The following is a 26804-nucleotide window of genomic DNA, read 5'->3' on the forward strand; positions in this document are numbered from 1 at the left end:
TTTCTTTTCAATTATAGTCGTTCTTCGGTGACACCATCTGTCAGAGTGAGATCTGCTTGCTCTTTCGCTTGCTCCTCTGCTTCTCTAGCCAATTGCTGTTTTTCAAATACTTTGAAGAATGGGTAATAAATAGCCAAAGTAATCAAGAAATTACCAATAACCAATAATCCTGCTGCAACGCTCCAGTTCGTGCTCATCCAAGCAGCAATCGGCGCAGGCATCGCAAACGGCAGACGCGCAACCATCATGGGCACGACACCGCTGACAGTGAGAACATAAGAAAGAGTGGTCGTCACAAGAGGGGCAAGAATAAATGGAATCCCCAAAACTGGGTTCATCACTACTGGTGCACCGAAGATCATCGGTTCATTGATATTGAACAAACCCGGTAAAATGGACAAACGTCCTAAGCTTTTTAAATACTTGGATTTAGAAAACATGAATAAGACAACCAACGCAAGAGTGGTTCCTGCTCCGCCGATCCAAACGAACCATTGTAGAAATTGTTCAGTAAAAATATTTGGCATGGCGTGAGCACTTGTCCCTGCATTAAATGCATCGATATTTTCAGCAATCGAAATATCCCAAAACGGACGAATAACTGGACCCATGATTGCCGGACCATGGATTCCTAACACCCAGAAGAAACAAATCAGAAAGACAGTCAAGAGACCCCCAAACAAGCTGTTACCCGCTAATACACCTTTCAAAGGCATAAGTAGTTGACTCAAAAATCCATTTAAATCGAATCCAAGCATATGGCGGATGATCCAAAAGACAATCAAGATGACTGCTCCTGGTATCAATGCAACGAAAGAGTTTGTTACTTCTGGCGGCACACCATCTGGCATTCGGATAGTTATTTTTTTCTCGATAAAAAACCGGTAGATCTCTACTGAAATAATTGCCGTCACGATTGCCCCAAACAATGAGCCCGATCCTAGATTAGCGATGTTGATGTAACGTCCGGCTGTGATTTCTCCTACATCTTCTAAGATGCGTGTAGGAGGAGCTGCCACGATCAGAAAAGACATTAATGCCAAGATACCTGCCGTCAGTGAATCAAGCCGATAGCTTTTCGCTAAAGAAGAAGCAATCCCGAATGTCGCATAAAGAGCAAGGATACCAACTGTATAGCGAAAAGGAATATCTAATATCTCACGGTAAGGTTCAATGACTGCCGCAACTGATTCAATCGGGATATTCAGTAAAATCGTAAAAAATGAGCCTACGATCGTCAGTGGCATAGTGGCAATGATTCCTTTTCTGATGGCAGTCATATGTCGCTGAGTACCGATACGATTGGCTACGGGCATGATTTTTTGTTCGATAATTCCTATAAATTTATCCATCTTTCTTCTCCTTTTATAACATTATAATGTTTACAATTGAATAATAACATACTTTACTATAATTTGTAAACGCTTTTCGAAAGATGTATCTTTCCTTTGCTCTTTTGGTTTTACAAAGAAAAAGAGGTGCAACAAAAGTCGTGTCACACCCCTTTATTCAGAATATATGGTCATCTAGAGTCAGCCTTGTATCTACGGTAATAAGTCCGACCAATTCAAAAACATGAGAAGCTGTTTTTCCGTTTTTTTCTCTAATACTCAGGTCAAAACGCTGATTTCACAACCTCTTTTTTATTTATGTTTCGTAATCAATATGGTAAGGATGCAGCTCCGTATGATAGATTGCTTCTGAATATTCAATCATTTTCCCCATTTGCGTAGACGATTGCCGTATCCGTTTGATGCCAATCTGTGCGTCTGTTTTCAGAATTTCTTGTTCTTCTTCTGTTAAAAATACTGCAGAGAAATCATCAGAAAATGAGTCAATGGTATACCCTTTTTTTGTCAGCAGACGATACAAAGATTCTTTGTCAAATTCTTCTCTGCTGAATTGCATCATTTCTTGTGGAAGATAGTGGACAAAATAAATATAAGGCTGATTGTTCAAATAATATAAGCGCTTAAAACAAACAGCTTGCTCACCGAAAAAGGAAAACAAAGGATCTTCCTTCTTTATATGGACCAATTGCAAATCTAGCGTTTCTTTCTGAACTTCATATTGGGAGTTCTTCAAGATCTGCGTAAAACTTGCCGCTTTGGATAATCGATTGTAAGGACGATTGCTTAGAACCGTCGTCCCACGACCACTTTTCTTTTCGACATATTCATCTGATGCCAGCAGCTCGATTGCCTTTCGGACAGTGATTTTGCTGACTTGAAACAGTTCTTCTAATTCACTTTCTGTCGGCAGCATCGAACCGACTGGATACTTTCCTGAGAAAATATCTTCTTTGATTTTATCTGCGACTTCCAAGTATAGTACACGTGTCCTTTTCATAACGTCACCCTTTGCTTTACTATTACTAAAAGAATAGCACATAAAAAATAAAAAAAGAACACAAATCACATGCGAGAAGTGTGTTCTTTTTCATTCCACTGTTTTAATTATAGATTTTCGCCATTTGAGGCAATTACTTCTTTATACCAATCAAAAGATTTTTTCTTCGACCGGTTCAATGTCCCGTTTCCTTCATCGTCTAGATCCACATAGATAAAGCCGTAACGTTTACTCATTTCTCCTGTCGATGCACTGACTAGATCGATACATCCCCAGGGGGTATAGCCCATCAAATCTACACCATCTGCAACTGCTTGGGACATTGCTTCGATATGACGACGTAGGTAATCGATCCGATAGTCATCAATGATCGAGCCATCCTCTTCCACATGATCAATAGCACCAAGACCGTTTTCAACAATGAATAATGGTTTCTGGTAACGATTGTATAACTCATTCAATGCGATTCTCAACCCTTCTGGATCGATCTGCCAGCCCCATTCACTCGCCTCAAGAAACGGATTTTTTACGCCGCCTAGCAAGTTTCCTTCTGAAGTTGCGGCTTGTGGGTCAGTCTCATTGATTGCCGTAGACATATAGTAACTAAATCCGATGTAGTCAACTGGATATTCTTTTAGCAACTGGAAATCTTCTTCTGTTTGCTCTAATTTTTCCGAATCGACTCCATATTTTTGATGGGTACGGGCTGTGTACGCAGGGTATTCTCCGCGTACTTGAACATCCGTGCAGAAAAAATTGAATTCTTGATTTTGGATCATGGTTGCTGCCTGATTGACTGGATTGGCATCGATGCTATAAGTCGTTGCATAAATAATCATGCAGCCGATTTGGATATCCGAACGCAATTCGTGGCCGATTTTTACAGCTTTGCTACTTGCCACGAACTGATTATGCCATGCTTGGAAAATATTTTGGTACTCTCCTGCTCCGCTGCTTTTTACTAATCCTTGACTTAAAGCTGGAAAATGAAAGGCCGAGTTGATTTCATTGAAAGTCATCCAGTATTTGACTTTACTGCTGTATCTCTTTAATACTGTCTGAGCAAATCGTTCATAGAAGTCAATCAGTTTTCGATTTTTCCAGCCACCATATTCTTTTGCCAAATGAAGAGGCATTTCATAATGAGAAATCGTGATCACAGGTTCAATATCGTATTTTAAGCACTCATCAATCAGCTGATCGTAAAATTCTAATCCCGCTTCATTCGGCGTGCTTTCGTCTCCGTTTGGAAAAATCCGTGTCCAGGCAATCGAAAAACGATAACATTTGAACCCCATTTCCGCAAATAAGGCAAGATCTTCTTTGAAACGATCGTAATGATCGATTCCGCGATGATTCGGGTAATTATATTTTTCTTGATCGATCGTCCAGTCAAATTCTTTACGACCGATGATTGCAAAACGCTGCTTACCTCCAGGCATAGCATCTGCAACGGATAACCCTTTTCCGTCTCGATCATAAGCTCCTTCTAGTTGATTGGCAGCGGTTGCGCCACCCCATAAAAATTTTTCTGAAAAACGTGATTGCATCCTGATTTCCTCCTTATTTTACAATTGCTAGAACATCTTCATTCGCAATAATCTCTTTTTGGTCTAATTCAAGTATATCGGCAAATGCATCGGTATTTGTAATGACAACCGGTGTGATCACACTATAGCCAGCTGCTTTGATTGCTTCAATGTCAAAACGGATCAATAAATCTCCTGTTTTGATGAGGTCTCCTTGTTTGACTAAGATTTCAAAACCATTCCCATTTAATTCTACCGTATCCATCCCGATATGAATCAAAATCTCCGCTCCGTCAGTCGTTGTGATCCCTACAGCATGTCCAGTTGGAAAAATAGTCGTAATCTCTCCATCTGCCGGGGCAACAAGTTCCCCTACTTCTGGATCAATAGCGATACCTTTTCCCATCGCGCCAGAAGAAAAAACTTTGTCTGGCACTTCACTCAGTGGCAGTACTTTACCCGTTAAAGGACTCTTTAAGGTATGCCGTGCTGAAGTAATCGGTTCTCCTGCATTTGCATGTTTGTTTTCTAATTGATTGTCTTGTGTTTGTTCGTCAAATCCTAAAATCAGCGTACCTACAAATGCTAGAACAAAAGCGATTCCTGTAGCTATTACTGCTACTGTCACATTTGACTCTACACCATCTACCGTACTAATGAAGGTCGGAATCGTTAATAAGCTGACCAAACTGCTGGAGAAAGCTTTTACTCCAGAAAATCCGATAATAGCTCCTCCGATCCCTCCAGAAACACACGCTGCAATGAATGGTTTCTTCAACGGTAACGTCACACCATACACAGTTGGTTCAGTGATCCCAAATAACGAAGTCACTGTAGAAGAAATCCCTAATGCTCGAAGCTTCGTATTTTTTGTTCGTAACGCTACAGCTAAAGCAGCGCCACCTTGTGCCAAGATGGCTGGAAGAAGCATTGGCATCAATACATCAAACCCATATTGTTCGATATTCAAAAACATGATCGGTACGAAGCCCCAATGCATGCCGAACATTACGAATACTTGCCATAAACTTCCCATGATCAGACCTGCTACGATTGGACTAAATCCATAAATCGAGTTGAAGAGACCGCCTAAAGCATTACCGGCCACCGTCCCGATTGGTCCTAAAGCAAGAAATGTCAACGGAACCATCACTACTAAAACGACAAGCGGAACTAAAATCATTTGCAAAAATTGCGGAATCACTTTTTTTACGAATGGCTCTAATTTACTTTGCACCCATACTGCTAGAATGATTGGTATGACAGAAGAAGTATAACCAGACGGCGAAAGAATCACTGGGATCCCAAAGAAACTGATAGCTTCTCCCGCACCAGCAACTGCTGTGATAGCTGGGTACACAAGTGCCATAGCAATTGCTACTGCTAAAAACTGGTTGGCTTTGAACTTTTTAGCTGCTGTAAAAGCAAGCATGACAGGTAAGAAGGTAAAGACACCATCTGCTGCAGCAAACAATATTTGATAAGTACCGCTATCAGCTGTCAGCCAGCCCATCACCGTTGCCAATGACAAGAATCCTTTCAATACCCCGGCGGCTGCCATCGCCCCTAGAAAAGGTGTAAATATGCTAGAAATGATATCAATTAGACGATTCAAAACATTTTTGGACTCTTCTTTTCCATCCTCCGAAACTGCAAGACCTTCCTCATCCACGATCGATTGATAAACATCTGCTACATTACTGCCAATCACTACTTGATACTGACCGCCACTTTGAACGACTTGGATCACGTCTGGGTCTTCTTTTAACTTTTGCGTATCTGCTAAAGATTCATCTTTTAATCTGAACCGCAAACGCGTAGCACAATGTACTAAACTTTTGACATTCTTTTGTCCTCCTACCGCTTCCCATACACGACGACCAACTGCTTGATTATCCATTGTTTTTTCCTTCTTTCTTTTTTTATTTAAAAAATAAAAACCCAGATTGAAAAAAACAGTCACAAACATTCGTGAACCTATTTTTTCAATCCAGGTTTTGCCTGCCATACAGTAACAATCCTTATGATTGGATGCTTTTTTTCTCACTTACTACTCTTTGAATATGGATCGTTAAATAAATCTGCTCTGCGATTCCCATTTCCTGTTTTTGCGTTTGTCGAAGATACTCGTTGATCCGTTCGACACAATGAAACGCTTTTGGATACTTTCCTTGAACTAATGCGTAGAGAAATTCATCTTGTTCGTCAGATCCTTCCCCTTTGAGATAACGCTGGGCAAAAAACTGCAGATGTGTAATGATACGCTGATAATTCAAAGATTCTTCATCGAACACGATGCCGAAGAATTTACTGATGATACTCAGTATATCTCTTACCATTGTGGTAGCGGTCATCGTCACTTGCATGTCTTCGTTTCCTTGTTGGCTATTCACAAAATGAAAGGCAATAAAACCGGCTTCATCCTCAGAAAGTTCCACACCAGTCTTTTGTTTCACGAACAAAAGAGCCTCTTTCGCTGCTTGATATTCTTTCGGATAAAATTTTTTTGTTTCAAATAATAATGGATTAGGCAGTTGGATATTTTCTTTTGCCCGTGTGATTGCATAATGAAGATGATCGGTCAATGTCAGATAAATATTAGGCGAAAATTCAACTTTTAGTTTATCTTCAGCCAGTTCGACTACTTGTTTGACCCATTCGATCTCCTCTGCCGGAATATCAGCCATCAGCTGTTGGAATTGGTTTTTAGCAAAAGAATCTCTTAACACAAATTCTTTTTGGACCGCTTCTGGCGAAATCTCGTCCCCAATCTTTTTTTGAAAAGCTAATCCTTTTCCCATACAAACGACTTCTTCCCCGAATCCATTTTTCGAAATGACGACATTGTTATTCAAAATTTTATCAATTTTCATTTTGCTTCGCCCTCTCAAGAAAAATAAAAAAACCTAGAATTCGCCTACTGTTTCTTAGCTGAATTCTGGTTTTGCCTGCCGTACAGTAACAATCCATTTCTTATTCAAAATCATCATACCATCGATTTTTTATTTATGCAAGCCTTTTCATATAAAAAATAAAGAAACTGGAACACAAGTCTATCTAGAAAACAACCAAATCAGAGATGCACCTCTTTGCGTTCCTCTTTTTTCAGCAAATCGGTTTTTCCTTATCGATTCATATCCTTTGGCTGTTTTTGATCTGTAACGACTTATGTCCCAGTATCCTAAAATGTTTTTGTCTCTAGATTGAAAGCAGTTCTCATATCATCGGTCGCATCCTTCATCGGTGTGACACTTTCCAGTTCTCCTTGTACAACGAGTCGCGTGACGGCATCCATGTCGCCACAAGTAATCAGCGTGACGATTTCTTTTCCCTCGACCTCGTTCAATAATTGTGTATCTGTAGGAGCAACTTTTTCTTTAAAAAATGTTTTATATGTATACACATTTTCTAAATCCGTCAAATAGATCTTGGCACCCATTTCCAAATTTTCCAGCGGTGTAAACAGCAATTCGGGATTTGTTGCACGATGGCTTGCTAAAGCATAGTTTCCTTTTCCCATCTCTTGATCTGGAGATAACGTTCCTGCACCGTAAAGCAGTGAAGTATTATCCAAGCCTTTGAAAATCGGTAAATTGATCGAAACAGAAGGTACTGCGATACTAGCAATCACTGGCAGATCTGTTCCGCTCATTTGTGACCTCATCACTCCTTCTGTTGTCATTGGTTCTACTGCGTCAAAGTCAAAACTGACATCTTTATCGTTATTCTTCTTCAAATCTTCTTTCGTTACATTCGCTATAGCATATCTGTCTCCTGTTAATCTGACAAGATAGTCTTTGATCTGTTCATTGAAAATCAAAGCTAGTCCTACTAATAACAAGAGGAACAAGAGGATATTGACTAGCCATCTTTTTGCTTTTCCTTTTTTCTTCATCTTCTCCCCCTCCAGTCTCATTTTACTGTTTTCCTTGTGCTCTTTCCAACAGCTGAATGACACATTTCTACAACTCTGTGTATTTTTTTCGTACACCTGCGCTTTTTTCTACAGGATATTTCAAATTATTTTTGATCAATTTTTCTTCAATGATCTCATCTAGATCCAATTGAAGATTGTCTGCCATCATGTATGAATAGATCAATACATCTGCCAGTTCTTCTTTGATTCGTTCTAATTGTGTTTCTTTTACTTCTTCCGGCGTTTTCCATTGAAAAAGTTCTAACAATTCAGATGCTTCCAAAGAAATAGAGATAGCCAAATCTTTTTCGTTATGAAACTGTCGCCAATTACGTTCATCTCTAAACTGGTTGACTTTTTCCATACTATTCATTTGCTTGCCTTCTTCCAATCATTTCTTACTTGATTAATCATACCATTTTTTTACATAAAAAATAGATGATGCTTTTTAAAAAACTCCTGTTTTCTTTTATTTAAAATAAATGTCATAGAAAATCAGTAATTTAGGTAGCCACCATGTGTATGCAGTAATGTGACTTCTTCCCCTGAGGCTTTTTGTTTTTCGATACGTTCTTCTCCCCAAACAGACATCGCTACTAGAATCTCTCTTAATGATTTTCCTTCTTCAGTGAGCGAGTATTCTACTTTAGGCGGGACTTGGTTATAGATTTTTCGATGGACAATACCATCTTGTTCTAACTCTCTTAACTGCTGGGTCAGCATTTTTTGTGTGATCGTAGGGATTTTCTTCCGTAATTCACCCGGGCGAATGGGACCATTACCTAAATGACATAAAATAATCGGTTTCCATTTTCCTCCGATGACTTCCAATGTTGCTTCGACGCCAATATGATAGATTCTTTCCATTTTTATCTCTCCTTAAAAAAGATACGCATCGTATCATAGCATGCTCCTTTCATTTTGTGAACTAACAAAGTCTCTTCCTCTGCGGTTTTTATACTTTCGTCAAAAAAGGAACTATATTTTGAAAAAAATAAGAATTTTTTCAAATGCTGAAACGTTTGAAGGTTCACATTTGTTACCAAAAAGTGCCTATCATACAAAAAAGTCGGTACTTCACGAATGAAGGATGAAGGTCTATATTCTCTATTTGTCAGAAAAATTTGAGGAGGAAATAAAATTGAATAAAAAAATTTCACCAGTTTTTACGCTTATGGCTTTGGTAATCAATGCCTTTGCTATTGGATCTACAGAATTTATCAGCGTAGGGCTTATGCCTTTGATCGTTGATAGTTTTCATGTCAGTTTGGCTCAAGCAGGGCTGACGGTTTCTCTTTACGCGATTGGTGTGACAGTAGGCGCACCTTTACTCACTATTTTAACAGCAAAATGGAACCGTAAAATGCTGATGGCAGCAATCATGGTGGTTTTCATCATTGGAAATCTGCTGGCTGCTTTTTCTGGGGTATTTGTTTTATTGCTAGCTGGAAGAATCGTATCCGCACTTGCTCATGGGATTTTTATGTCTGTATCAAGTGTCATTGCCGCTGAAGTCGTCTCTCCTGACAAACGTGCAAGTGCGATTGCTGTCATGTTTACAGGACTAACGGTCGCAACCGTTACCGGTGTTCCTTTGGGGACATTCATCGGTCAGCAAACAAGCTGGCATATGACTTTTCTTTTTATTGCTTTCGTTGGAGCTATCGGTCTACTCGCCAATCTATTGCTCATTCCAAAAGATCTCCCAGTACCAGGAGTTGTCGATCTGGGTGGGATTCTTCGGATAGCTAAAAATAAATTTTTAGTGGGCTCTTTTTTGATCACAGCTCTTGGGTACGGAGGAACATTTGCTGCTTATACCTATTTGACTCCGATTCTTGAAGACAAAATCGGTTATTCATCAGAAGCTGTCGTTATTTTGTTGATTATCTACGGCGTAATGGTCGCTATTGGTAATACAATCGGTGGTCATTTTTCGAACCGACGTCCATTAAAAGCTTTAGGTATCATGTTTATCTTGTTATCCTTATCTTTAGTATTTTTATTTGGAACGATTCTCAGCGGGAACTTGTTCTTTGCTACAGCAGCTACCTTTGTTCTAGGGCTATTTTCTTTTATGAATGTTCCGGGTCTACAATTATATGTTGTACAATTAGCTGAAACATATACACCGAAGGATATTACGCTTGCTTCTGCATTTAATATCTCTGCTTTCAACATTGGTATTGCATTCGGTTCTTTTGTTGGCGCACAAACGACTAAAACGATTGGTGTCACTTATGCTCCTTTATTTGGTGCTGTTATCGTTTTACTTGCTGTATTTTTAGTTTTCTGGTTACTGAATCAAGAAAAGAAAAACAAATAATCTTTCAAAATCAGTATGAAGGACTGTGACAAAAAACTTGTCACAGTTCCTTTTATAACTTTTCCATTTTTTTAGCGATCCGCTCATTCATTTTTCTTTTCAATTCATTGATTCTTGTCTTCGCCTGGATTTCATGTAACGTGTTTTCTGCAAATTGTCCTACGTCTTCTCCAACCAATTCTAAGACAGGAAGACCATTTGAAGCACCTTCTTCAAAAAAGTCAAGCAACTCATACATCGCTGACAACATATCCATCCCATCCCCTGCGGTAAATTCCCAAAGAAATTTTTGTATCTCATTGTAGACGATCTGATAGTCAGCAGGAAGTTTTTTCAGGCGAGCCATTTGTTCGCGATATTCCGCTTTGTCTTCCATCATTTTTTTGATATAGCCAACCAAATTTTTATTGCTCATTTTCTTTGTACTCCTTTAGTTTTTCGATTTGACCTGAAATAAAAGACCAGCGTTTCCAAAATAATTCTAATTCCTGCTTTCCAGCTTCATTCAAAGAATAAAATTTTCTCATGGGTCCTACAGAAGATTTTCTCTTCGTAACGGTAACTAATCCTTTCTTTTCCAATCTCAAAAGAATCGTATAGACAGTTCCTTCCACGATATCTTCAAACCCGTATTCCTGTAAATTTTTGGTGATTTCATATCCATAAGTCTCATGACGATCGATGATTTCCAGTATGATCCCTTCTAGGACCCCTTTTAACATTTCCGTAATTCCGTTCATTTTTTCACCTGTACTTTCGCTATACTCGCTTTCATCATATTTTGAAATCATTGACACGTCAATCATTTAAGCTGTTAATTTTGTTTTTTGCGATAAACGAAAACCGACAACCATTGAAAAACTACGATACTCCCAATGCTCCAAGCAAAAGCCGTCCATAAATCATCAGGTACTTTTCCAGCAGTCATGAGTGAACGGAGTCCATTGATAATAGGGGTTATCGGCTGATAATCAGCAAACCCTTGTAAAGCATGCGGCAGCGTTTCTGTAGGTACAAAGCCGGAACTGATAAATAAAAGCCCCATCAGCAAATAAGAGAAGACGCTAGCTGTTTCATTGCTTTTAGCAATGAGCCCAAAAAATACAGCAATCCATGACATAGCTAAGGTTACAAGTAGTAAAAGCCCTAGTGCCAATAGCCACTCGCCAATATCCGCTTTTGGTCGAAAACCAATCAAGACCCCACTGAATAAAACAAGAGCAACGGACAATAAATTAAACAGCATACTTGTGACAACATGACTGTTCAAAATAGCAGATTTAGCAATCGGCATAGAGTGGAATCGTTCAAAAATCCCAGTAGTCACATCATTATTCAAACGAAAAGCTGTATAAGCCACACCGCTCATGACTGTCATTAGCAAGATGGCTGGGAGAATGAACCCTTTATAGCTAGCCACAGATATGGTCATTGCTCCTCCTAATATATAAACAAACGCTAGCATGATCATGATTGGCATCACTACGACCGTAATAATCGTATCAGCGCTTCGCGTCATATGCTTCATCATTCTTCCTGTTAGTGTCATCGTGTCTTGGATCACGTTCATTTTTCTTCCTCCTTCGTCTGATTGATGATTGAGAAAAAGACATCATCTAATGTTGGTTGTTTTTGTGCAAATTCCAGAACTTCGATCTTGTTTTGCTGAAGTAAAGTAAGAATCTCTGTTACTTTTTGAACATCGTTGTCAGTCGGGATCGATAAAGACAATAATGCTTCGTTCTTTTCTCCGCCTACCAGTCGATATGCGGCTTGGAATGTTTCTTCTTCTGCAAAAGTCAGTTCGATCGTTCCTTGCGGTAAATATTTTTTGACCTCAGCTACACTTCCTTGAAGTGCAATCTTCCCTTGATCCAAAATAGCGATTTGATCCGCCAATTGATCTGCTTCTTCTAAATATTGTGTCGTCAAAAAGACAGTCACACCGGCTTTTCTCAAATTCCTGATCGTTTCCCATAAAGAAGCTCTTGCTTGTGGGTCCAGACCTGTTGTCGGCTCATCTAAAAACAAAACGGTCGGATCCCCCAACAAACTCATCGCTAAGTCCAGTTTTCTTCTCATCCCTCCGGAATACGTATGCACTGGGCGATCAGCTGCTTCATGTAAATCAAACGTGTGTAATAATTCATCAATCCGCTGCTTATGATCCTTCAAGTGGCGAAGCTTTCCAATAAGCACTAAATTTTCTCTACCAGTCAGCACATCATCTACTGCAGTAAATTGTCCCGTCAAACTAATCCGTTCACGGACTTGGGTTCCTTGTTTTGCCACATCGAAATGAGCAATACGGATCTGTCCTTTATCCGGTGTAAGCAAAGTAGCTAACATCTTGACGATCGTTGTTTTCCCCGCACCATTTGTACCTAGCAAAGCAAAAATGCTGCCTTCGTCAACTGTAAAACTCACACCATCTATCACTTTTTTTCCTGAGAAAGACTTGTATAAATCTGTCACAGTAATCATCTTTTCCATTGTTTTCCCTCTTTTCTTCCTATCTACTTAGTATCACGAAGTATACGAATATAGTATTACTAAGTAGCGGAAGTGTCAACTACTTTGTTTAACTATATAGCAAAACAAACAGAAGGGTGACAACGGTCACCACGCTTCTGTTTGTTTATGTTTATTTTTTGAATAAACTGTGTTGTTGAACTCCCTTTATATTTAATCTTTGTTCAAGCTGTTCTTCGCGATTTTAAGTCAGCAGACTGATTCACTGTTTCTGGTCGCCAGATACATTTCTACAAAGAAACAGTGATTCTGCTTTGAAAAATCGATTTTTAGTTCTGCATTTTCGTAAGCATCCAACATTTTTTTCGCACTGTATAGACCTAATCCGCCATTTTTTTTAGAGGTTTTACCTCTTTGGACCATTTCCGCTAGCGTCAAATTCGTCGGATTTGCCTTGTTCGCTATACTAAAACGTAATCCCTCTTTTTCTTCCAGCAGATTGATCGTAATCGGACTCTGATCGGCTACACGATGATCGAATGCGTTAGAAATAAAAATAGATAAACAGCGAATAAAAACAACCAGATCAATCGGGATGGTTTTCACTTCGACAGGAATAACTACTTGGATCGGGATTTTCTCCGATTCTGCTTTTTCTAGAAACTCTAAAAAGACGCCCCTAACAACTGGCGATAAAATCTTTGTCAGCTGTTGCTTTTGCGGTTCTTCCAAAATAGCTGCAGAATAGTTTTCTAAGATTTCTAAAAATTTCAATGTTTCTTTTTTGTTTTCCTGAATAGTACTTTTTAATGAAAACAACAAACTCTTATAATCATGTTTGAATTCTTCTAGATGATGGTAATATTCTTCGTTTATTTGATACAGTTGAAGTGATTCCTGATGCTGTCTTTCTTTTACTTGAAAGCTGATCAACATAATAGAAAAAAGCAACGAAAAAAAGCTGATCACAATCGATAAAAGAGACAAAAGCAGATAATCAGAGGAACGAAAATGTACACTTCCCAATACCAAGAAAATCACGATCCAACTTAATAAAATACACATACAGCCAAAATAATGCTCGGTTGGATAAGTAAAAAGCAAGTTGAGAAATTTCGTCCGTTTGTCTATACTTTTTACTAATAGGTAGAAAAGAAAGGCAACGAGCAGTGCAAGAAAACTTGCTGTTCCGAGGTGTACTCTTCCTAAATAATTTAGCAAGTCAAAAACCAGAAAAAAGCTGAACCCAGTGATAGCAAAAAAAAGATTACTGATCAAACAGCTGATAAATAGGTTTTTCGTAGTAGAATAAAAGAGAAGCATTAATAATAAGCCAACTAAATAAGGAAAACTTACTTTAGGAATAGGAAGAAAAATTATCAGCGCCATCAAAGCTAAACAACCAAAGCTGATTTTTACTAGCAGCTGTTTCGAAAAGAATAAATAAATACCTAAATCTAAAATCAAAGTAAAGGTCAAATAAAGTGTCACTGTTGCGAACATCTTATTCCTCCATTGTTTTGTTTCATCATGTACACATATTTTTTTGATAGGAGCCTGCATATGAAAAAGTATTTTATCATAGAAGATAACCAGTTTCACAGCGAATGGATCATCAAAGAATTGGTCAATCATCATATCGAGAATATCGTGCAGCTCACTTCCATCTCCCAAATCAATCAGTTGATCCAGTTGGGCACTATTGATAATCACGATGTTTTCTTTATCGATATCGACTTGAAGCAATCACTCACAGGTATTGATGTTGCCGAACAAATACGTAAAAAAAATGCTCATAGCAATATCATTTTTTTCACCGCCTATACGAACTTTGCAGTAGATATCATCAACCGGAAAATCCTTCCGATTGGATATATCAGAAAAGACAGGAATTTATCTGAACAAATTCATCAAGTGCTAGAACAAATCAATTGGAAAGAACAGCAGATTGTAAATGTCGATAAAATCTTCATTGATCAAAAAGGCGGGAGTCTCGTCCTATATCCTCGGGAAATTTTATATATTGAAAGTATCAAAGGATTGAAAAATCAAGTTATGGTCAAAACAACGACAGAAGATAAACTAGTAAGTACTTCATTAAAACAGTTGAAGATAGAGTTAGAAAAATACACTTACTTTTTACTTTTAAAATCCTACTGTATCAACTTATCACAATTGCAGAAAATCGATTCTGCTCATTATGTGTTAGAATTTTTCAACGGTGATTCCTTACTCGTTGGTCGGAAAATCTTTGAAAAGACAAAGGAACGTTTCCATGATTTCCAGCAAACTGCTTCAAGCTGATGAATGAGAGCTGCGAAGTAAGCAGAGCAGATTTCAGGGAGTGGAGCCAACTAAAGGCCCACTCCCTGAAATCGTTGATATGATTTTACGCTTCCTCTTCTGTAGGCGCATCTGTTAACGACCATGTAAATGTTGAAACGTAGTTGTCTACGGCATAATTAGATACAGGAACAAATAATTCCACTGATTGTCTCCCTTGTTCCGCATTTTCCCCGAGTGAATAAATCCATGTGCCAATCCCTTCATTTGCCCCTGCAGTTACTAGATCTACTGCCTGATCTGCTGGGATCTCGATTCCTTCAGCGCCAGTTCCAGAAATGGTAGATGGCGTTCCACTGCTATTAGTTGCGCTATTTCGAATCACAGCATTTTTGAATTTCACCTTTGATCCAGTTAGTTTATTCGTATCAGATGTTGTTCCAATAAATTCTGTTCGTTTGACTGATAGTTTCCAACCGGCATAATTTCCGCTTTTATCCGTTACTTGTACGAAATTCTGTACTTGTGTGGGTGCCCCAGTACTGTCCGTTCCGCTTTGTAATGCAGCATATACTGTTTTTGCTGTTCCTAATTTGATTGTTCCGAAATCAAGATCTGGAGCTTGGTCAATCGTCAGTAATCCGGATGTTCCCTGATTTGGTTCGTCAGGTGTAAACGGCGTATCGGGATCATTTGGATCAACAGGAGGAACCGGAACGACGTCTTCAGGATTTGCGGCATCTGGTTTTGTTACAGAAATCGTTCCTTCTGTAGTGGCTGAGCTCTTATTCTCAGCAAAAACACTTTGTGTATATAATAATAGACTTCCAGCTAGAACGGTACTTAATGCAATTGTTTTTTTCATTTCTTTTTCCTTCTTTCTTTTAAAATAAATAATCCAGCAAATAAGCCAATAAGAATGACTCCAACAAGTATCAGCCATCGCCAGTCAAATGTTTCTGGCTGATTTTTTAAATCAATATCCTTTTCATTCAATTGGTCCGCTGCATCATCAGTTATTTCAAAATCAGTATGAAGATTCCAGCGTTTTTCTTTCCAAGCACCCTTCACAACCGCTTGATAATGTCCCGGAGCTAATTTTTTTCCTTCTAATGGGACAAGTAAATCAAAATTTGTATTGGGTGCTACATCTATTTTTTCTTTTTTCATTGAAAGGTAAGGTTCTTTTGAGTCTTTTTTGTAGATTTCAACCGATGTAGTCAAGCCGAACATATAAGAAGCATTTGGATTTTGAAGATTCACCTTAATCACATTTCTTCCATCGCTTTGATCCGCATAAGCTTTTTTTAATTTCAAATCTGGGGAAGACTCTTTTTCGCTATTTCGAATCAAGATCGCTTTCACTTGAGAAAACTGATTGACGACACCAACTGTACTTTTGTTAGAAACGTTCTCTTTTTTTTCTTGAAACGTGATCCCTCCTGCGACCACACCAGCCAGCTCTTTTTCTGGAGCTTTCAGTGAAAGTGTCTCAGTGACCGCACTTTGAGGAGGAACAGTTATTTCTCCCACTGTTTTTGCTAAGTTTTTCATATCATAACTTAATGTTTCATCTAATTTACTTTTTGATTCTCCATATTCGATCACACCGTTTGAATTCGTCGTAGCAGAGTGGATCAATGTCTCAACTGTTACTGGTTTATCTGTTCGGTTAAAGACCGTGTAGGGGATTTCCTGTGTTTTTCCAGGCTCCATCCTTACATTTATATATGTTTTGTTCTTATCGATCTGATTAGCTGGTAATTCAAAATCTACCGCAAAATTGAATTCGGAGGCATGGACAGGTGTCTGCCAAAGGATGAATCCAAGGAGAAGGATCAGAAGTAAAGAGCAGTTGTTTCGATGACTTTTATTCCATATTCGATTCATCAATCATCCTCCTTGATCTTTATTCTGTCGGCGCATCTGCTAATGTCCATGTCATCTCTGCTGAGTAATTACCAGCTATCTGATTTTCTTTGGTTAAGACAAGTTTAAACGCTCGACCGTTATTTAAATATTCTGAATAATCTGCTTGCGCATTCGTAGAATTTTGTCCTTCGACAATTTCCAGTTCTTCTTCATTCACTAATTGATACTCCTCGCCTTTCTTGAAATAAAGGACATCCTGCATAGAAAATCCTGAATCGTTTGTAAAGGGCTGAGATAGTTTTATTGTTAAGATCCATGGACTTTTTGTTTCTCGTTGGTCATAAATCCATAATTTTTCCTGCGCATCCATTTGGCCAAATGCTTCTTGCGTCAAACCAGTTGCTTTAATCTGTCCAAAATCGAGTTTGGAAGGGGCAAGAAATGAGAGACCACCTTCTACTACGATCTTCGCAGCAGGAGCAAAAGGCGGAGCATCATGATAGACAACTGGCGTATCACTTGGATTGTGATTCCCGATTTCATCGTTGGTACTTGGCTTGTTCTGCACACCCTTAGCAGCAGCTTCTCCTGCTTGGTCGTTTAATACGATTTCTAATATATCTCCTGCAAAAAGCTGATTTTCTGGGATAGAAAGAACAAATTTACCTGTATCATCAATAGTGGTTTCTGACAAAACAGCTTGATTTTTTTTCAATGAAACTAAGGATCCTGCTTCGCCTGTACCTGTGATTGAGCGAGAAGCTGCATTAATCAATGTGGTACTTAATTTAGCAGGCTCAGGAGGAATGACATCGACTGTCGTTTTGGCAGAGTCCAGTTCTGTCACTTCTTGGCCGCCTCTTACTTTTTTAGCAGCAACAACTTGCACTTGATCCCCCGTTTTTAATCTCTCATCATTGGGTACTTGAACTTCGAACAAGCCGCCTTGTTCGCCTTCTCCCCATGGGTTATATCCTGCCCCTTCATTTTCATCTGTTTGTCCTTGCGTGAGAGCAGTAATTTCTACAGGTGATTTCGTCGTATCTGCGTAAGTAATACGTAAAGTCACTTCTACTTCGCCTGTCCAAGCATCTCTTGGCTTTGCCTCGACACCTTCGGGAACAACGACATGCCCATAGATTTTTTTATCTGCATTCGTTGGCACTCTTAAGGATTCAATCATCGGGAGCTGATTATTGGCACTGATTCGATTATAATTTTTCATTCCGACACCTGTCTGAGCAAATTCATTTGTTAAACCTGCACTAGGGCTTGATACGAAATTGCCTAAGTCGGTCCCATTGATCGATAAGTCTGTCATATCAGAAAAATAATCCGGATCTTTTTCAAAGTTATCGAATGTTGCGCCTGTTTTTCGCCATAAAGCGATTTCTGAATGGGCGATCTTCAAAGAAGAATCTCCATTTCCTTGGAATACCCAGCCGCCTATGCCATTGGTCTCGCTTCCAATCCGTTTGTTTTGGAAATCGAAATAGGTAGGAGATTCTAAGTCCACATTCAACACATCCCCACTGATGATGCCGGTCTTATCTTCCCCTGTTTTCCCAACCATGACTAAATAAGTTTTTTCACCTGCCGTAAAATTTAAATCAATATCTCCAGTTGTATCTACAGTTGCTCCGGAATCTGCGCGTATATCGATATTTGATTTTTCTCCAGTGACTGTAAAATCAGCTGAACCTGGACTTTCTAGAAAACCAGAAGCGTCATAAAATTGGATCGCTTGATTTCCTTGATTGAGTCTGTTCACGTAAGATTTGCCATCCCCTGCATTTCTTACCCTCAATGAGCCTCCATTGGTTATTGTCAGCTTTTGCGTACCGTTCTCAAAACGAACTGCGCTGGAACGCCCACTCTGCTTATCGATGTCGATAACTGATCCGGCTCCTTCTACGATCAAAGAAAGGCCTTTTCCTACAAAACGCATTCCGTTGTTCCCGGGTTGATCGTCATCTCCAGCCATTTTGACCGAGATTTGTCCACCACTTGATACATGGATTTGACTAGAATCTCCTTGCAAGCGAAATCCGCCCGTAGTTGCTGTATTGATGGTGATTTTCCCACCATTCGATACAGTGACTTTCGATCCTGAACCTCTCATTTGGATGATTCCGCGATTATTGTCATTGGTAATATTGATCTTTGTATTTACCGAAAATTCGCTTCCCGAACCACTGACTTCAAACATGACATTACCAGGTAGCGTATCGACTGCCTCTCCTTCATCGCTAACGCCATCTGCCCGATCATAATCAAGAGAGACCTTTGAACCGCTTAAGATATGGATTCCTGGCGCTGTTTTTCCACTACCAGTCTCATCTCCTGAATCTAGAAAACCGTAGAATTTCCCTAGATACGGTCCATAAAGTTGACTACCATTAATTACATTCAATTGATAGCTTCTACAAAAATAGGCTTTACCCGGAGCGGCATTCAGTCCTTCCTTCACTGGTTGGACATCCAACACACCGGAAACACCATCTAATGTGACAGTTGCACGAGGAGCGTAAATCAGTCCTAATTTGGACCCATCATACAAATCAAGTGTCCCGGTAAATTTTATTTCTCCCGTAAAATGATATCTGCTTCCCCAAAAATCGGTCATATAAGCAATGATAATGGCATTTCCATCGATATTTGGTGTCAATCCACCTGGGTGTGCAGCTGTTCCTTTAAAATTCTGGAACTCGATCGACTGAGGTATCTCATTGATATAAATATGGTGTGTGCCGAAATTGTGAGCGAATCCACCAAAATCAATAACGATATCTCGTTTGATCTCTAATTCCCTGTCTAAAGTCAAAGGCTGAGTCAGTCGGATCTTAGTTACTGATTCGTCTGCGAGAAGCTGCGCCAGTTCTTCTGTTGTGGCAGCTTCGCTGTACCCATCCGCTGAAACAGCTCTTGCCAGTGCCGCTTCACTGCTATCAGACGTTTGTTCAGCTACTTCTGAGGTCTCACTTGTCTTATTTTCTTCTTGCCTTTTATTAGTAGGAGCCTCACTTTGAGATTCTGTAGTTTCAGAAGTAATCGATTCTTCTGAAAAAGTAGTCTTGTCAAAACTTTGATTCTCTGATTGCGTTGATTCGTTTGTTTTCTCTACATCGGCAAAAACGGATGTCACCATCAAGAGAGGGAAGACAAACAAAATCGACGCAATCAGCTTTTTTACACATTGATTCATTCTCCACCATCCTCTCTGACGTTTTGACAATTTTATTTTATCGTTTTAATCTATTTCCAATTGTACTTTCATATTTAAAATATGTATTTTTATGGAAAAATTTTTCTATTAGGTGTAAATTTCTTTTTTGTACAAAAAAAAGGCTGTGACCAAAGTCTTGTCACAGTCCCTTATCCCGAACAAGCGGTGTTCTCCCGCCAACTCCTCGGTCACAACCTCCATTTTAACAATAAACCTGTAAATGTGAGGGCAATACTTTGATATTTACAGGTAATTTGTCCCCTTCATCACCATCAACATTCGTCGTCAATTCTTCCTCATCAGCTAATGACACAACTAATTGCTCACAAGTAAGGTAGGCTAGATTTTTCGTTGATTCATCTACTCCTTTTAATAGGTCTGGCAATGTTTTAAGCGTATCGATCAAAGAAGAATCTTTTAAATAAACTAAATGGAGCTTACCATCATCCACTTTTGCATTTGGAAGCAATGTCTCAAATCCGCCGACTGAGTTAGTTAGTCCTATCAGCAAGGTACTGCTCTCAATCTCTTCCTTCTTTCCATCAACTTCTACGTGAAACGAGTAGGATTGTGTGGAAGCTAACTGTTTGATTCCTGACATGAAATAAGCTAGTTTTCCGAATTTCGTCTTCTTCTCCGCATCTACATCGTTGATTGCTTCAGGAATAGAGCCAATTGCAACGACATTCATAAAATAGTCATCATTTATTTTTCCAATATCCAATGGTTTGACTGATTCAATCGAAAAATGATTGATCGCTTCCTCAGGTTCTAGCGGTATCCCTAATGCTCGAGCCAAATCATTCACCGTACCTAATGGGAAAAAGCCGAAATTTGGCCGATGTTCTTGTTCAGCGATTCCACTGATTCCTTCGTTGACTGTTCCGTCTCCGCCCATGACAAATACACTATGATACCCTTCCACAGCCGCCTCGCGAGTAAAGTTTTTTGCATCTCCTGCTTTTTTTGTATGCAAGACGACCACTTCATCAAACACCGACTCCAATTTTGCTATCGCTAATTGCTCAAATTCCTTTGCTTGTTCACCGCCTGAGCTGGGGTTTACCACTAATAAAACTTTTTTCATCACTTTCTTTCCCTTCTCATTGATTTCTTTAATATAACGATAGCATAAAGAAAAAAATTAGGCTGTGATGAAGTATCGCTTTAATGTTTCTTATGATTAGTTTCTACGCTTGATAAGTACATATCCACTAGTGACTACTGCCAACAGACCAATAATTGTGAGTATAACAGAGCTCTTCTTATTTTCATTAGTTTTAGGCAATTGCTTATCAGGACCGTTAGACGAGTCTTGAGATGCAATAATTATTTGCTTATCTGTTGTGCTTGGTTCTGTCATACTTGGCTCTGTCGTACTTGACTCTGTCGTACTTGGCTCTGTCGTACTTGGCTCTGTTTCTTCTAATGTATTGATAATCGTGAAACTGTTTCTATCACTTATCACCTCATACGTGAATCCATCCGGCACGTCTATCTCATCTACACTATAAATAAAATTCTCACCGTTATTATTGTAAAGAGGCAAACTAGAGGAAATACCTGCAATGGGTACCTGATAGACTGAAGTTGCATAATCCTCTTCTTTAGATAACATCAGTGGGTCTGAGGTGATCCAGCTTTCATTATTGGTAACAGTTTGTCGTTTGATGACATATTGGATAGAAGTTGGTATATGATTAGTTTCTATATTCTTCCACTGTTTCTTGATATTCAATTTTACAGTAGGTGCCTTGATTGATGGTATAGGAAAATCGAGAAGTTCTCCATTGTTCAAAGGATCAAGAGTCGTCCGTCCATTACACAAATACCATGTTTCACCTTTGAAGGCTTCTGCTTCCGTAGCTAATCGTATTTGATACGTAAAAGTGATTTTTTCATTTTTTCCCAATGTAAGATGATTTAGTTTGATGATCTGCCCGTTCTCAGTCACTTCAGTCTTCCCTAGAACAGTTTCATCCGCTTGCCATTCTCCGTTTTCTTCTTTACTCCAACCTTGCAGCTGATAATATGAAGGACCAAATGCCCCAGTTCCCTGCAGCAAGATATCTTTCCCCATTGGATCAGTAACTGTACCATTAACAATTGTTTTATCCATTCCATTCGCAATTTCCTTCAATGCATTTCCAAGGCCAGTCAGATTCTCATCAATCGATAAATAATTATTTGGGGAAGAAGCTAGATTTCTGCCTATATATTCGCCTCGCGATGAAGGAGCTGTTGCTACAGAATAACATTTGATTCCTGCATTTTTTATCGAAATGATTGTTCCTAATGTCGCATCATTGATAAGAGAACTGCTTACAGAAACCGCATTTGGATCTGTCGAACTACCGCTTGTTTGATATTTTTCTGAGTCCGTTTGGAATTCTGTGACATATTGATCCGTATGGTACCCGTTATAATCCACAATTTCTCCTGAATTATGAAATACTTGTGCAGTTTCTTTAGGGAGATAACTTCGATTAGCACTGTCATCTCCGATATGCACCAACATTTTTTCTGCTTCTGGTCTGCTCTTTTCTTCTAAAAGTGATTGGCCTTCCAGCAATCCTTTTTGCATGAATGTTCCCGTATGACTTTCAGCTGTATTTCTCAAAAAATACTCCAGTTGATTGATATCTGTCAAAAAATCATCTGTTGAATAAACAAAGCGATTATATGCCACGATTCCAATACGGATGTTCCCACTTTCTAAGGAATCATCAAGTTCTTCACCAAATTCTTGTAAGCCTTTTAGTGCGTTTGATAATTTTTCGCCCGTCATCGAAGAAGAATAGTCAATGACCATTACTAGGTCAATTGGTTTTTTTAATTGATTTCCCTTGATAGCTAATGTTACATCGAATAATCCTTGTATTCCTTCTGCCTTTTTTACAGATTTTTTTACAAATGCGCTGTTTTCATAATTTATATAATCTTCTTCATCAAAATTTGCTTCAGGTGCATTCCCATAGTCATAGTTATACGTATCGCCTTCTTTTACCCCATTTGTCAAAAATTCCCCTTCTGCGTTGTTTTGATAATGAAAAGCATTTGTTTCGGCAAATGTGTCTCCCCCAAAAAACACTGCAACTAAACTAAACACTATCATCAACATGCTAGCCAGGTTCGTTTTAGTTATTCTATTACACATCTTTATTCAATCTCCTCCCTTTTATTCACTATTAGAAGTCAGTATAGAGGATTTCTAGTACTTTAACAGACAATAAATCGTACAATTAAAGTACAAAATGGTACAAAACATATGCTATGATTTACAATAATAGAATATATGTAGCGAGGAGTCTAAATAATGGAGGTATTTCATTCTTTTTTTGGCAATGAAACAAAGAAAGAACTAGAACTGTTAAAGCTTTTATACAAGAACAAACGATTCATGGGAACAGAAGAAATCAGTGAATGTCTAAAAATGGATCGACGCTCAGTCTATAAATATTATGATTTGTTGTTGAACAAACCCTATATGACAAAGAAAGAACATATGGCAGTTTTATCAGTTAAGCATGGACAAGGCTATAAATTCAATGGCTCGAAAAAAGACTATAAGATCCTATCAAGACAAGTCCTTCAATCGAATCCTTTTTTTGAATTGCTTGAGACTCTCTTACTTGATAATGAGATCATCATCGCAAAATTCGCCTATGATAATTTTGTTTCTGAATCAAGTGTTCGGAAAAGAATGCATGAGTTAGCATCTCTGCTTGAACCCATGGACTTTTCCTTGAAGAAATCAAAAGGTACCGTTCACTTAATCGGTAAAGAGATGCGTATACGCTTCTTTATGGTGGCTTTTTTTTGGCGGGTCTTTTCTGGCTTGCATTGGCCTTTTACGGGTATATCTCAAAGAAAATGTGAAAAGATCGTCACGGAAATCTACCATGAATGTCAGATTCCTGTTAACACAATCGAATTAAAACTTTCCTGTTATGTATTGGCTGTGACGATTCTAAGAACACGCAAAGGTTTGAAGATCGATGAGGAAATACATTCTGTCGTTGATCGATTCCCTTTTGTCAAACAGCCAGTATCACCATCAGATATGAAGAATATGCAATCTATTAAAAATATATTAGCGGAAAAATTAAGTGCCCATTACCATTTAGATAGATCAAATATCGAATTTATTTTTTTATGGCTGTATTCACGTGCTGATTTCCATCAAAAAAACATAAATACTGACTGTTTGGCTGATATCGATACTCATAGAAATGATAGCACTCTAATAGAAAAAATCATGTCACTTTATCCGCAATTAATAAAAAAAGCCGATACTGGATTGGTTGATGAAGAAAAGAAAAGAATGATTTTTGTGACATTATATACAGGTATCCTCTCTGTAGAAATGTTTGGAAAAATGGACTATTCCTTAACTGGTTATAATCTAAAAGAATATTTATCTCTCAAATTCACCGGTTTGTTACAACAATCGGAAGAATTAGTGAAGAGAAACAAGATCTATTCGAAAGAACCAGATAAACAAGATGGATTATCCTTACATGTAGCGGTTGCTTGGTCTATGGTCGCCAGACCTATCAGTTTCTCAAACAAAATAAAAATAAAAGTTGAAACCGACTTACCTTTTACGATTGAGCAAGGGATCATTGAACGAATCCAGACTACTTTCCAAAGCTATTATCCAATTGAGGTCAGCCATTCCCTGAAAGAAGAGAATTATGATTTTTGTTTGAGTACCACGCCAATCACAGAATTAGAAGGATCTACCGAAACTTTATTGATCAACGCACAAGTTACTTTATCAGATTTACTGGCTATACAGAAAAAACTAGATACACTTATCCCATCATAAAAGTTGTTTTGCTTACAAAAATTCAATTCATACTATCGATTCACTCAAAAAATCCTGACCCACTCATCTAAACTTTGCTAGGTGGGTCAGAATTCTTAAAACGATAAAACATAAAAACAACCAAAATGAGAACACTCAATACAGCAAAATAAGAACGAAAAGGTAATATTATTTGATAGACACCTAACAAACTGAAAATTTTAGGTGGCAGATAAAAGCACAAAAATAGCAGGAGAATGTAATAGCGTCTCTTCCAATTTTTGTTGTCAAACCTCATAGCGATAAGAGGAATACCAAATGCATAACTGAAAAACTCTTGATGTATCGTTAACGTTTCATGGCCTTGAATAATAAATGCTACAATCCCTGCTATAATCAGGGTGCCTAACACCAAAACGGAAAATCGATGAATATATTTTATATACAAATGATTCATTGTACTTCCTGCCTTTTTATTTGTGTGAAAAACCAATCCTTATACGTGAATAACTTCTAGAAATAAAAGAAATTTGCAAAATCACTCCATTTATCTACTTATACGTATATTTTTTGATATCGTTTTCTTTATTTAAGATTATACAGAGAAATATCTAGGGTGGCTATCTTGAATTCCAACTAAAACAAAGAATTGTTTAAATAAAAAAAACTAAATCAAGTAGTAATGAAACTACTGTTGATTTAGTTCTAATAAAAAGATTTAGATGAACAGTTTTATTGGTTTAAATAGTTCATACTTTTTTATTTATTCTGCTTATTTACTACTTGCTGTACTGGAATCTGAAGTGAATGTACTCAAAACATTTTCAAAGTCTTTGTCTTTGATTTTTACATTAGCGTCTTTCAATACTTCGCCAATCACTTTATTCTGGAAGGTACTGTCACTTAATTTTGTGTCTGTCGCGATTTCTTTCAATTCTTTTTTGTATTTATCCATGTCGTTGCCTTTGTTTTGGTTTTTCACCATTTTGACTACGTAGTATTCTGTCGCGTAAGTTGAGGTATTAGTAGAAGTGATCACATCAGAAACTTGACCGTCTTTCAACTTGAAAGCTGCTTCTTTGACTTCTGTTGGAACCGTTGTAGTAGTGGAATCAAATTTTACTTTTCCGCCATCTTCTTTTGTCGTAGTATCAGTTGACTTGTCTTTAGCTAATTTAGAGAAATCGTCTCCCTTATCAGCAGCTTTCTTCACATCTTTTGCATCGTTTTCACTTGCTACTTGGATGATTTGAGCTTCTACTTCTGGATGGAAAGTTTTCCAAGCCGTTTTTAGATCTTCATCAGTCAATTTGATATGCTTCTTTAGACCTTCTTGGAAGGCTAAGCTTTGTTTGATACTGTCTTTGAATGTTTCTTCAGTGTAACCTGCAGTTTTCAATTGTGAATCAAATGAATCACCCAATTGTTTCTTTGTTTGATCATATTGGGAATCGACTTCTTTAGTTGATACGTCATCTCCGTATTTGTCTTCAAATACTTGATAAACGATCAACTGTTGCACAGTGGAATCTGCTCCTTGCATTTTTTTCAAGCTATCCATTACTTCTTGTTCGCTGATTGTGCCGCCTTTATAACTAACGGCTGTTTTTTCACCAGCATTCGTACAGCCTGACAATAAACCAGCGCCTAGTACGATGGCAAGTGCTAAAAATCTTTTCTTCATTTATTTGTTCTCCTACTTTCGTTTTTTGCGAATTGCTAAAAACAAAGGTGCTCAAGATGAAAAACATCTAGAACACCTCTACTAATCTGCTTGATACGGCCTGAATAGATAGAAGTCTATACCATCCAGAAAGTTCGCTCAGCAGAATAAATGTCAAGTAGCATATCACACCTTAATATACTACTTCTTTTGTTATCGTTTTTCAAGTCTATCTTGCGTTATGCTTTTGGCAAAACTGTGAATCCTTAGAACAAGTGCTATCATTTTTGTTCTTTCTTTACCGCTGTTGTCATCTTAAAAATAGACTCTTTTATGTCCGATTTTTCAGACATTTTTT

Annotated in this window: 23 protein-coding genes; 3 read left to right on the forward strand and 20 right to left on the reverse strand. The window is 38.2% G+C overall.

Annotation, left to right across the window (positions count from 1 at the left end):
* Positions 1-11: 11 nt before the first annotated feature.
* The 8 genes from HMPREF2988_RS08565 to HMPREF2988_RS08600 form a co-directional block, all read right to left on the reverse strand.
* A complete protein-coding gene (locus HMPREF2988_RS08565) occupies positions 12-1352 on the reverse strand; it encodes a PTS sugar transporter subunit IIC (protein WP_070770429.1) in 1341 nt (446 codons plus the stop codon).
* A gap of 295 nt (positions 1353-1647) precedes the next feature.
* Complete coding sequence (locus tag HMPREF2988_RS08570; protein WP_070770430.1) at positions 1648-2349, reverse strand: GntR family transcriptional regulator; 702 nt, start codon at positions 2347-2349, stop codon at positions 1648-1650.
* A 107-nt stretch (positions 2350-2456) separates the two neighbouring features.
* Complete coding sequence (locus HMPREF2988_RS08575; RefSeq protein ID WP_070770431.1) at positions 2457-3899, reverse strand: glycoside hydrolase family 1 protein; 1443 nt, start codon at positions 3897-3899, stop codon at positions 2457-2459.
* Positions 3900-3912: 13 nt separating this feature from the next.
* Positions 3913-5778 (reverse strand): beta-glucoside-specific PTS transporter subunit IIABC, encoded by a 1866-nt coding sequence (locus HMPREF2988_RS08580; RefSeq protein WP_070770480.1) that lies wholly within the window; start codon positions 5776-5778, stop codon positions 3913-3915.
* 121 nt (positions 5779-5899) lie between these two features.
* The gene (licT, locus tag HMPREF2988_RS08585; protein ID WP_002291144.1) at positions 5900-6751 is read right to left on the reverse strand and encodes a BglG family transcription antiterminator LicT; all 852 of its coding nucleotides are present in this window, start codon (positions 6749-6751) and stop codon (positions 5900-5902) included.
* A 308-nt stretch (positions 6752-7059) separates the two neighbouring features.
* Positions 7060-7773 (reverse strand): class A sortase, encoded by a 714-nt coding sequence (locus HMPREF2988_RS08590; RefSeq protein ID WP_038398462.1) that lies wholly within the window; start codon positions 7771-7773, stop codon positions 7060-7062.
* 67 nt (positions 7774-7840) lie between these two features.
* The gene (locus tag HMPREF2988_RS08595) at positions 7841-8167 is read right to left on the reverse strand and encodes a nucleotide pyrophosphohydrolase (protein WP_002291148.1); all 327 of its coding nucleotides are present in this window, start codon (positions 8165-8167) and stop codon (positions 7841-7843) included.
* Positions 8168-8289: 122 nt separating this feature from the next.
* Positions 8290-8661: a winged helix-turn-helix transcriptional regulator gene (locus HMPREF2988_RS08600; RefSeq protein ID WP_070770432.1), complete on the reverse strand. Its 372-nt coding sequence runs from the start codon at positions 8659-8661 to the stop codon at positions 8290-8292.
* A 274-nt stretch (positions 8662-8935) separates the two neighbouring features.
* Between HMPREF2988_RS08600 and HMPREF2988_RS08610 the strand changes: the two genes are divergently transcribed.
* On the forward strand, positions 8936-10120 hold the full coding sequence (locus HMPREF2988_RS08610; RefSeq protein WP_070770434.1) for an MFS transporter: 1185 nt from the start codon (positions 8936-8938) through the stop codon (positions 10118-10120).
* A 52-nt stretch (positions 10121-10172) separates the two neighbouring features.
* Here HMPREF2988_RS08610 and HMPREF2988_RS08615 read toward each other — a convergent pair whose 3' ends face one another.
* The 5 genes from HMPREF2988_RS08615 to HMPREF2988_RS08635 all read right to left on the reverse strand — a co-directional run bounded on the left by HMPREF2988_RS08615 (position 10173) and on the right by HMPREF2988_RS08635 (position 14095).
* A complete protein-coding gene (locus tag HMPREF2988_RS08615; RefSeq protein ID WP_002339072.1) occupies positions 10173-10535 on the reverse strand; it encodes a DUF1048 domain-containing protein in 363 nt (120 codons plus the stop codon).
* Entirely contained in the window at positions 10525-10860 is a 336-nt protein-coding gene (locus HMPREF2988_RS08620; RefSeq protein ID WP_002308273.1) for a PadR family transcriptional regulator, read from the reverse strand. The genes HMPREF2988_RS08615 and HMPREF2988_RS08620 overlap by 11 nt, the downstream gene beginning before the upstream one ends.
* 74 nt (positions 10861-10934) lie before the next feature.
* The gene (locus HMPREF2988_RS08625; protein ID WP_070770435.1) at positions 10935-11690 is read right to left on the reverse strand and encodes an ABC transporter permease; all 756 of its coding nucleotides are present in this window, start codon (positions 11688-11690) and stop codon (positions 10935-10937) included.
* Entirely contained in the window at positions 11687-12613 is a 927-nt protein-coding gene (locus HMPREF2988_RS08630) for an ATP-binding cassette domain-containing protein (protein ID WP_070770436.1), read from the reverse strand. The genes HMPREF2988_RS08625 and HMPREF2988_RS08630 overlap by 4 nt, the downstream gene beginning before the upstream one ends.
* A gap of 228 nt (positions 12614-12841) precedes the next feature.
* On the reverse strand, positions 12842-14095 hold the full coding sequence (locus HMPREF2988_RS08635; RefSeq protein WP_070770437.1) for a GHKL domain-containing protein: 1254 nt from the start codon (positions 14093-14095) through the stop codon (positions 12842-12844).
* A 60-nt stretch (positions 14096-14155) separates the two neighbouring features.
* Here HMPREF2988_RS08635 and HMPREF2988_RS08640 point away from each other — a divergent pair, with 60 nt between their 5' ends.
* Positions 14156-14896: a LytR/AlgR family response regulator transcription factor gene (locus tag HMPREF2988_RS08640; protein ID WP_070770438.1), complete on the forward strand. Its 741-nt coding sequence runs from the start codon at positions 14156-14158 to the stop codon at positions 14894-14896.
* Between the two features lie 85 nt (positions 14897-14981).
* Here HMPREF2988_RS08640 and HMPREF2988_RS08645 read toward each other — a convergent pair whose 3' ends face one another.
* The 5 genes from HMPREF2988_RS08645 to HMPREF2988_RS08665 form a co-directional block, all read right to left on the reverse strand.
* A complete protein-coding gene (locus HMPREF2988_RS08645; protein WP_010724408.1) occupies positions 14982-15740 on the reverse strand; it encodes a WxL domain-containing protein in 759 nt (252 codons plus the stop codon).
* Complete coding sequence (locus HMPREF2988_RS08650; RefSeq protein ID WP_070770439.1) at positions 15737-16765, reverse strand: WxLIP family cell surface protein; 1029 nt, start codon at positions 16763-16765, stop codon at positions 15737-15739. The genes HMPREF2988_RS08645 and HMPREF2988_RS08650 overlap by 4 nt, the downstream gene beginning before the upstream one ends.
* A gap of 19 nt (positions 16766-16784) precedes the next feature.
* On the reverse strand, positions 16785-19952 hold the full coding sequence (locus tag HMPREF2988_RS08655) for an Ig-like domain-containing protein (RefSeq protein WP_070770440.1): 3168 nt from the start codon (positions 19950-19952) through the stop codon (positions 16785-16787).
* Between the two features lie 223 nt (positions 19953-20175).
* Positions 20176-21060: a diacylglycerol/lipid kinase family protein gene (locus tag HMPREF2988_RS08660; RefSeq protein WP_002340946.1), complete on the reverse strand. Its 885-nt coding sequence runs from the start codon at positions 21058-21060 to the stop codon at positions 20176-20178.
* A 96-nt stretch (positions 21061-21156) separates the two neighbouring features.
* A complete protein-coding gene (locus HMPREF2988_RS08665; RefSeq protein ID WP_070770441.1) occupies positions 21157-23130 on the reverse strand; it encodes a VWA domain-containing protein in 1974 nt (657 codons plus the stop codon).
* A 159-nt stretch (positions 23131-23289) separates the two neighbouring features.
* On the opposite strand from HMPREF2988_RS08665, the gene HMPREF2988_RS08670 reads away from it, so the two are divergent.
* On the forward strand, positions 23290-24804 hold the full coding sequence (locus HMPREF2988_RS08670; RefSeq protein WP_024636103.1) for a helix-turn-helix domain-containing protein: 1515 nt from the start codon (positions 23290-23292) through the stop codon (positions 24802-24804).
* Positions 24805-24871: 67 nt separating this feature from the next.
* Here the strand turns inward: HMPREF2988_RS08670 and HMPREF2988_RS08675 are convergent, their stop codons facing one another.
* Together HMPREF2988_RS08675 and HMPREF2988_RS08680 are read right to left on the reverse strand one after the other, a co-directional pair.
* Positions 24872-25240: a hypothetical protein gene (locus HMPREF2988_RS08675; RefSeq protein ID WP_070770442.1), complete on the reverse strand. Its 369-nt coding sequence runs from the start codon at positions 25238-25240 to the stop codon at positions 24872-24874.
* A 315-nt stretch (positions 25241-25555) separates the two neighbouring features.
* Positions 25556-26467, reverse strand: a complete 912-nt coding sequence (locus tag HMPREF2988_RS08680; protein WP_024634852.1) for a peptidylprolyl isomerase — start codon at positions 26465-26467, stop codon at positions 25556-25558.
* Between the last annotated feature and the right edge of the window lie 337 nt (positions 26468-26804).

The sequence above is a fragment of the Enterococcus sp. HMSC061C05 genome, from assembly GCF_001814765.1.
GTDB lineage: Bacteria > Bacillota > Bacilli > Lactobacillales > Enterococcaceae > Enterococcus_B > Enterococcus_B lactis.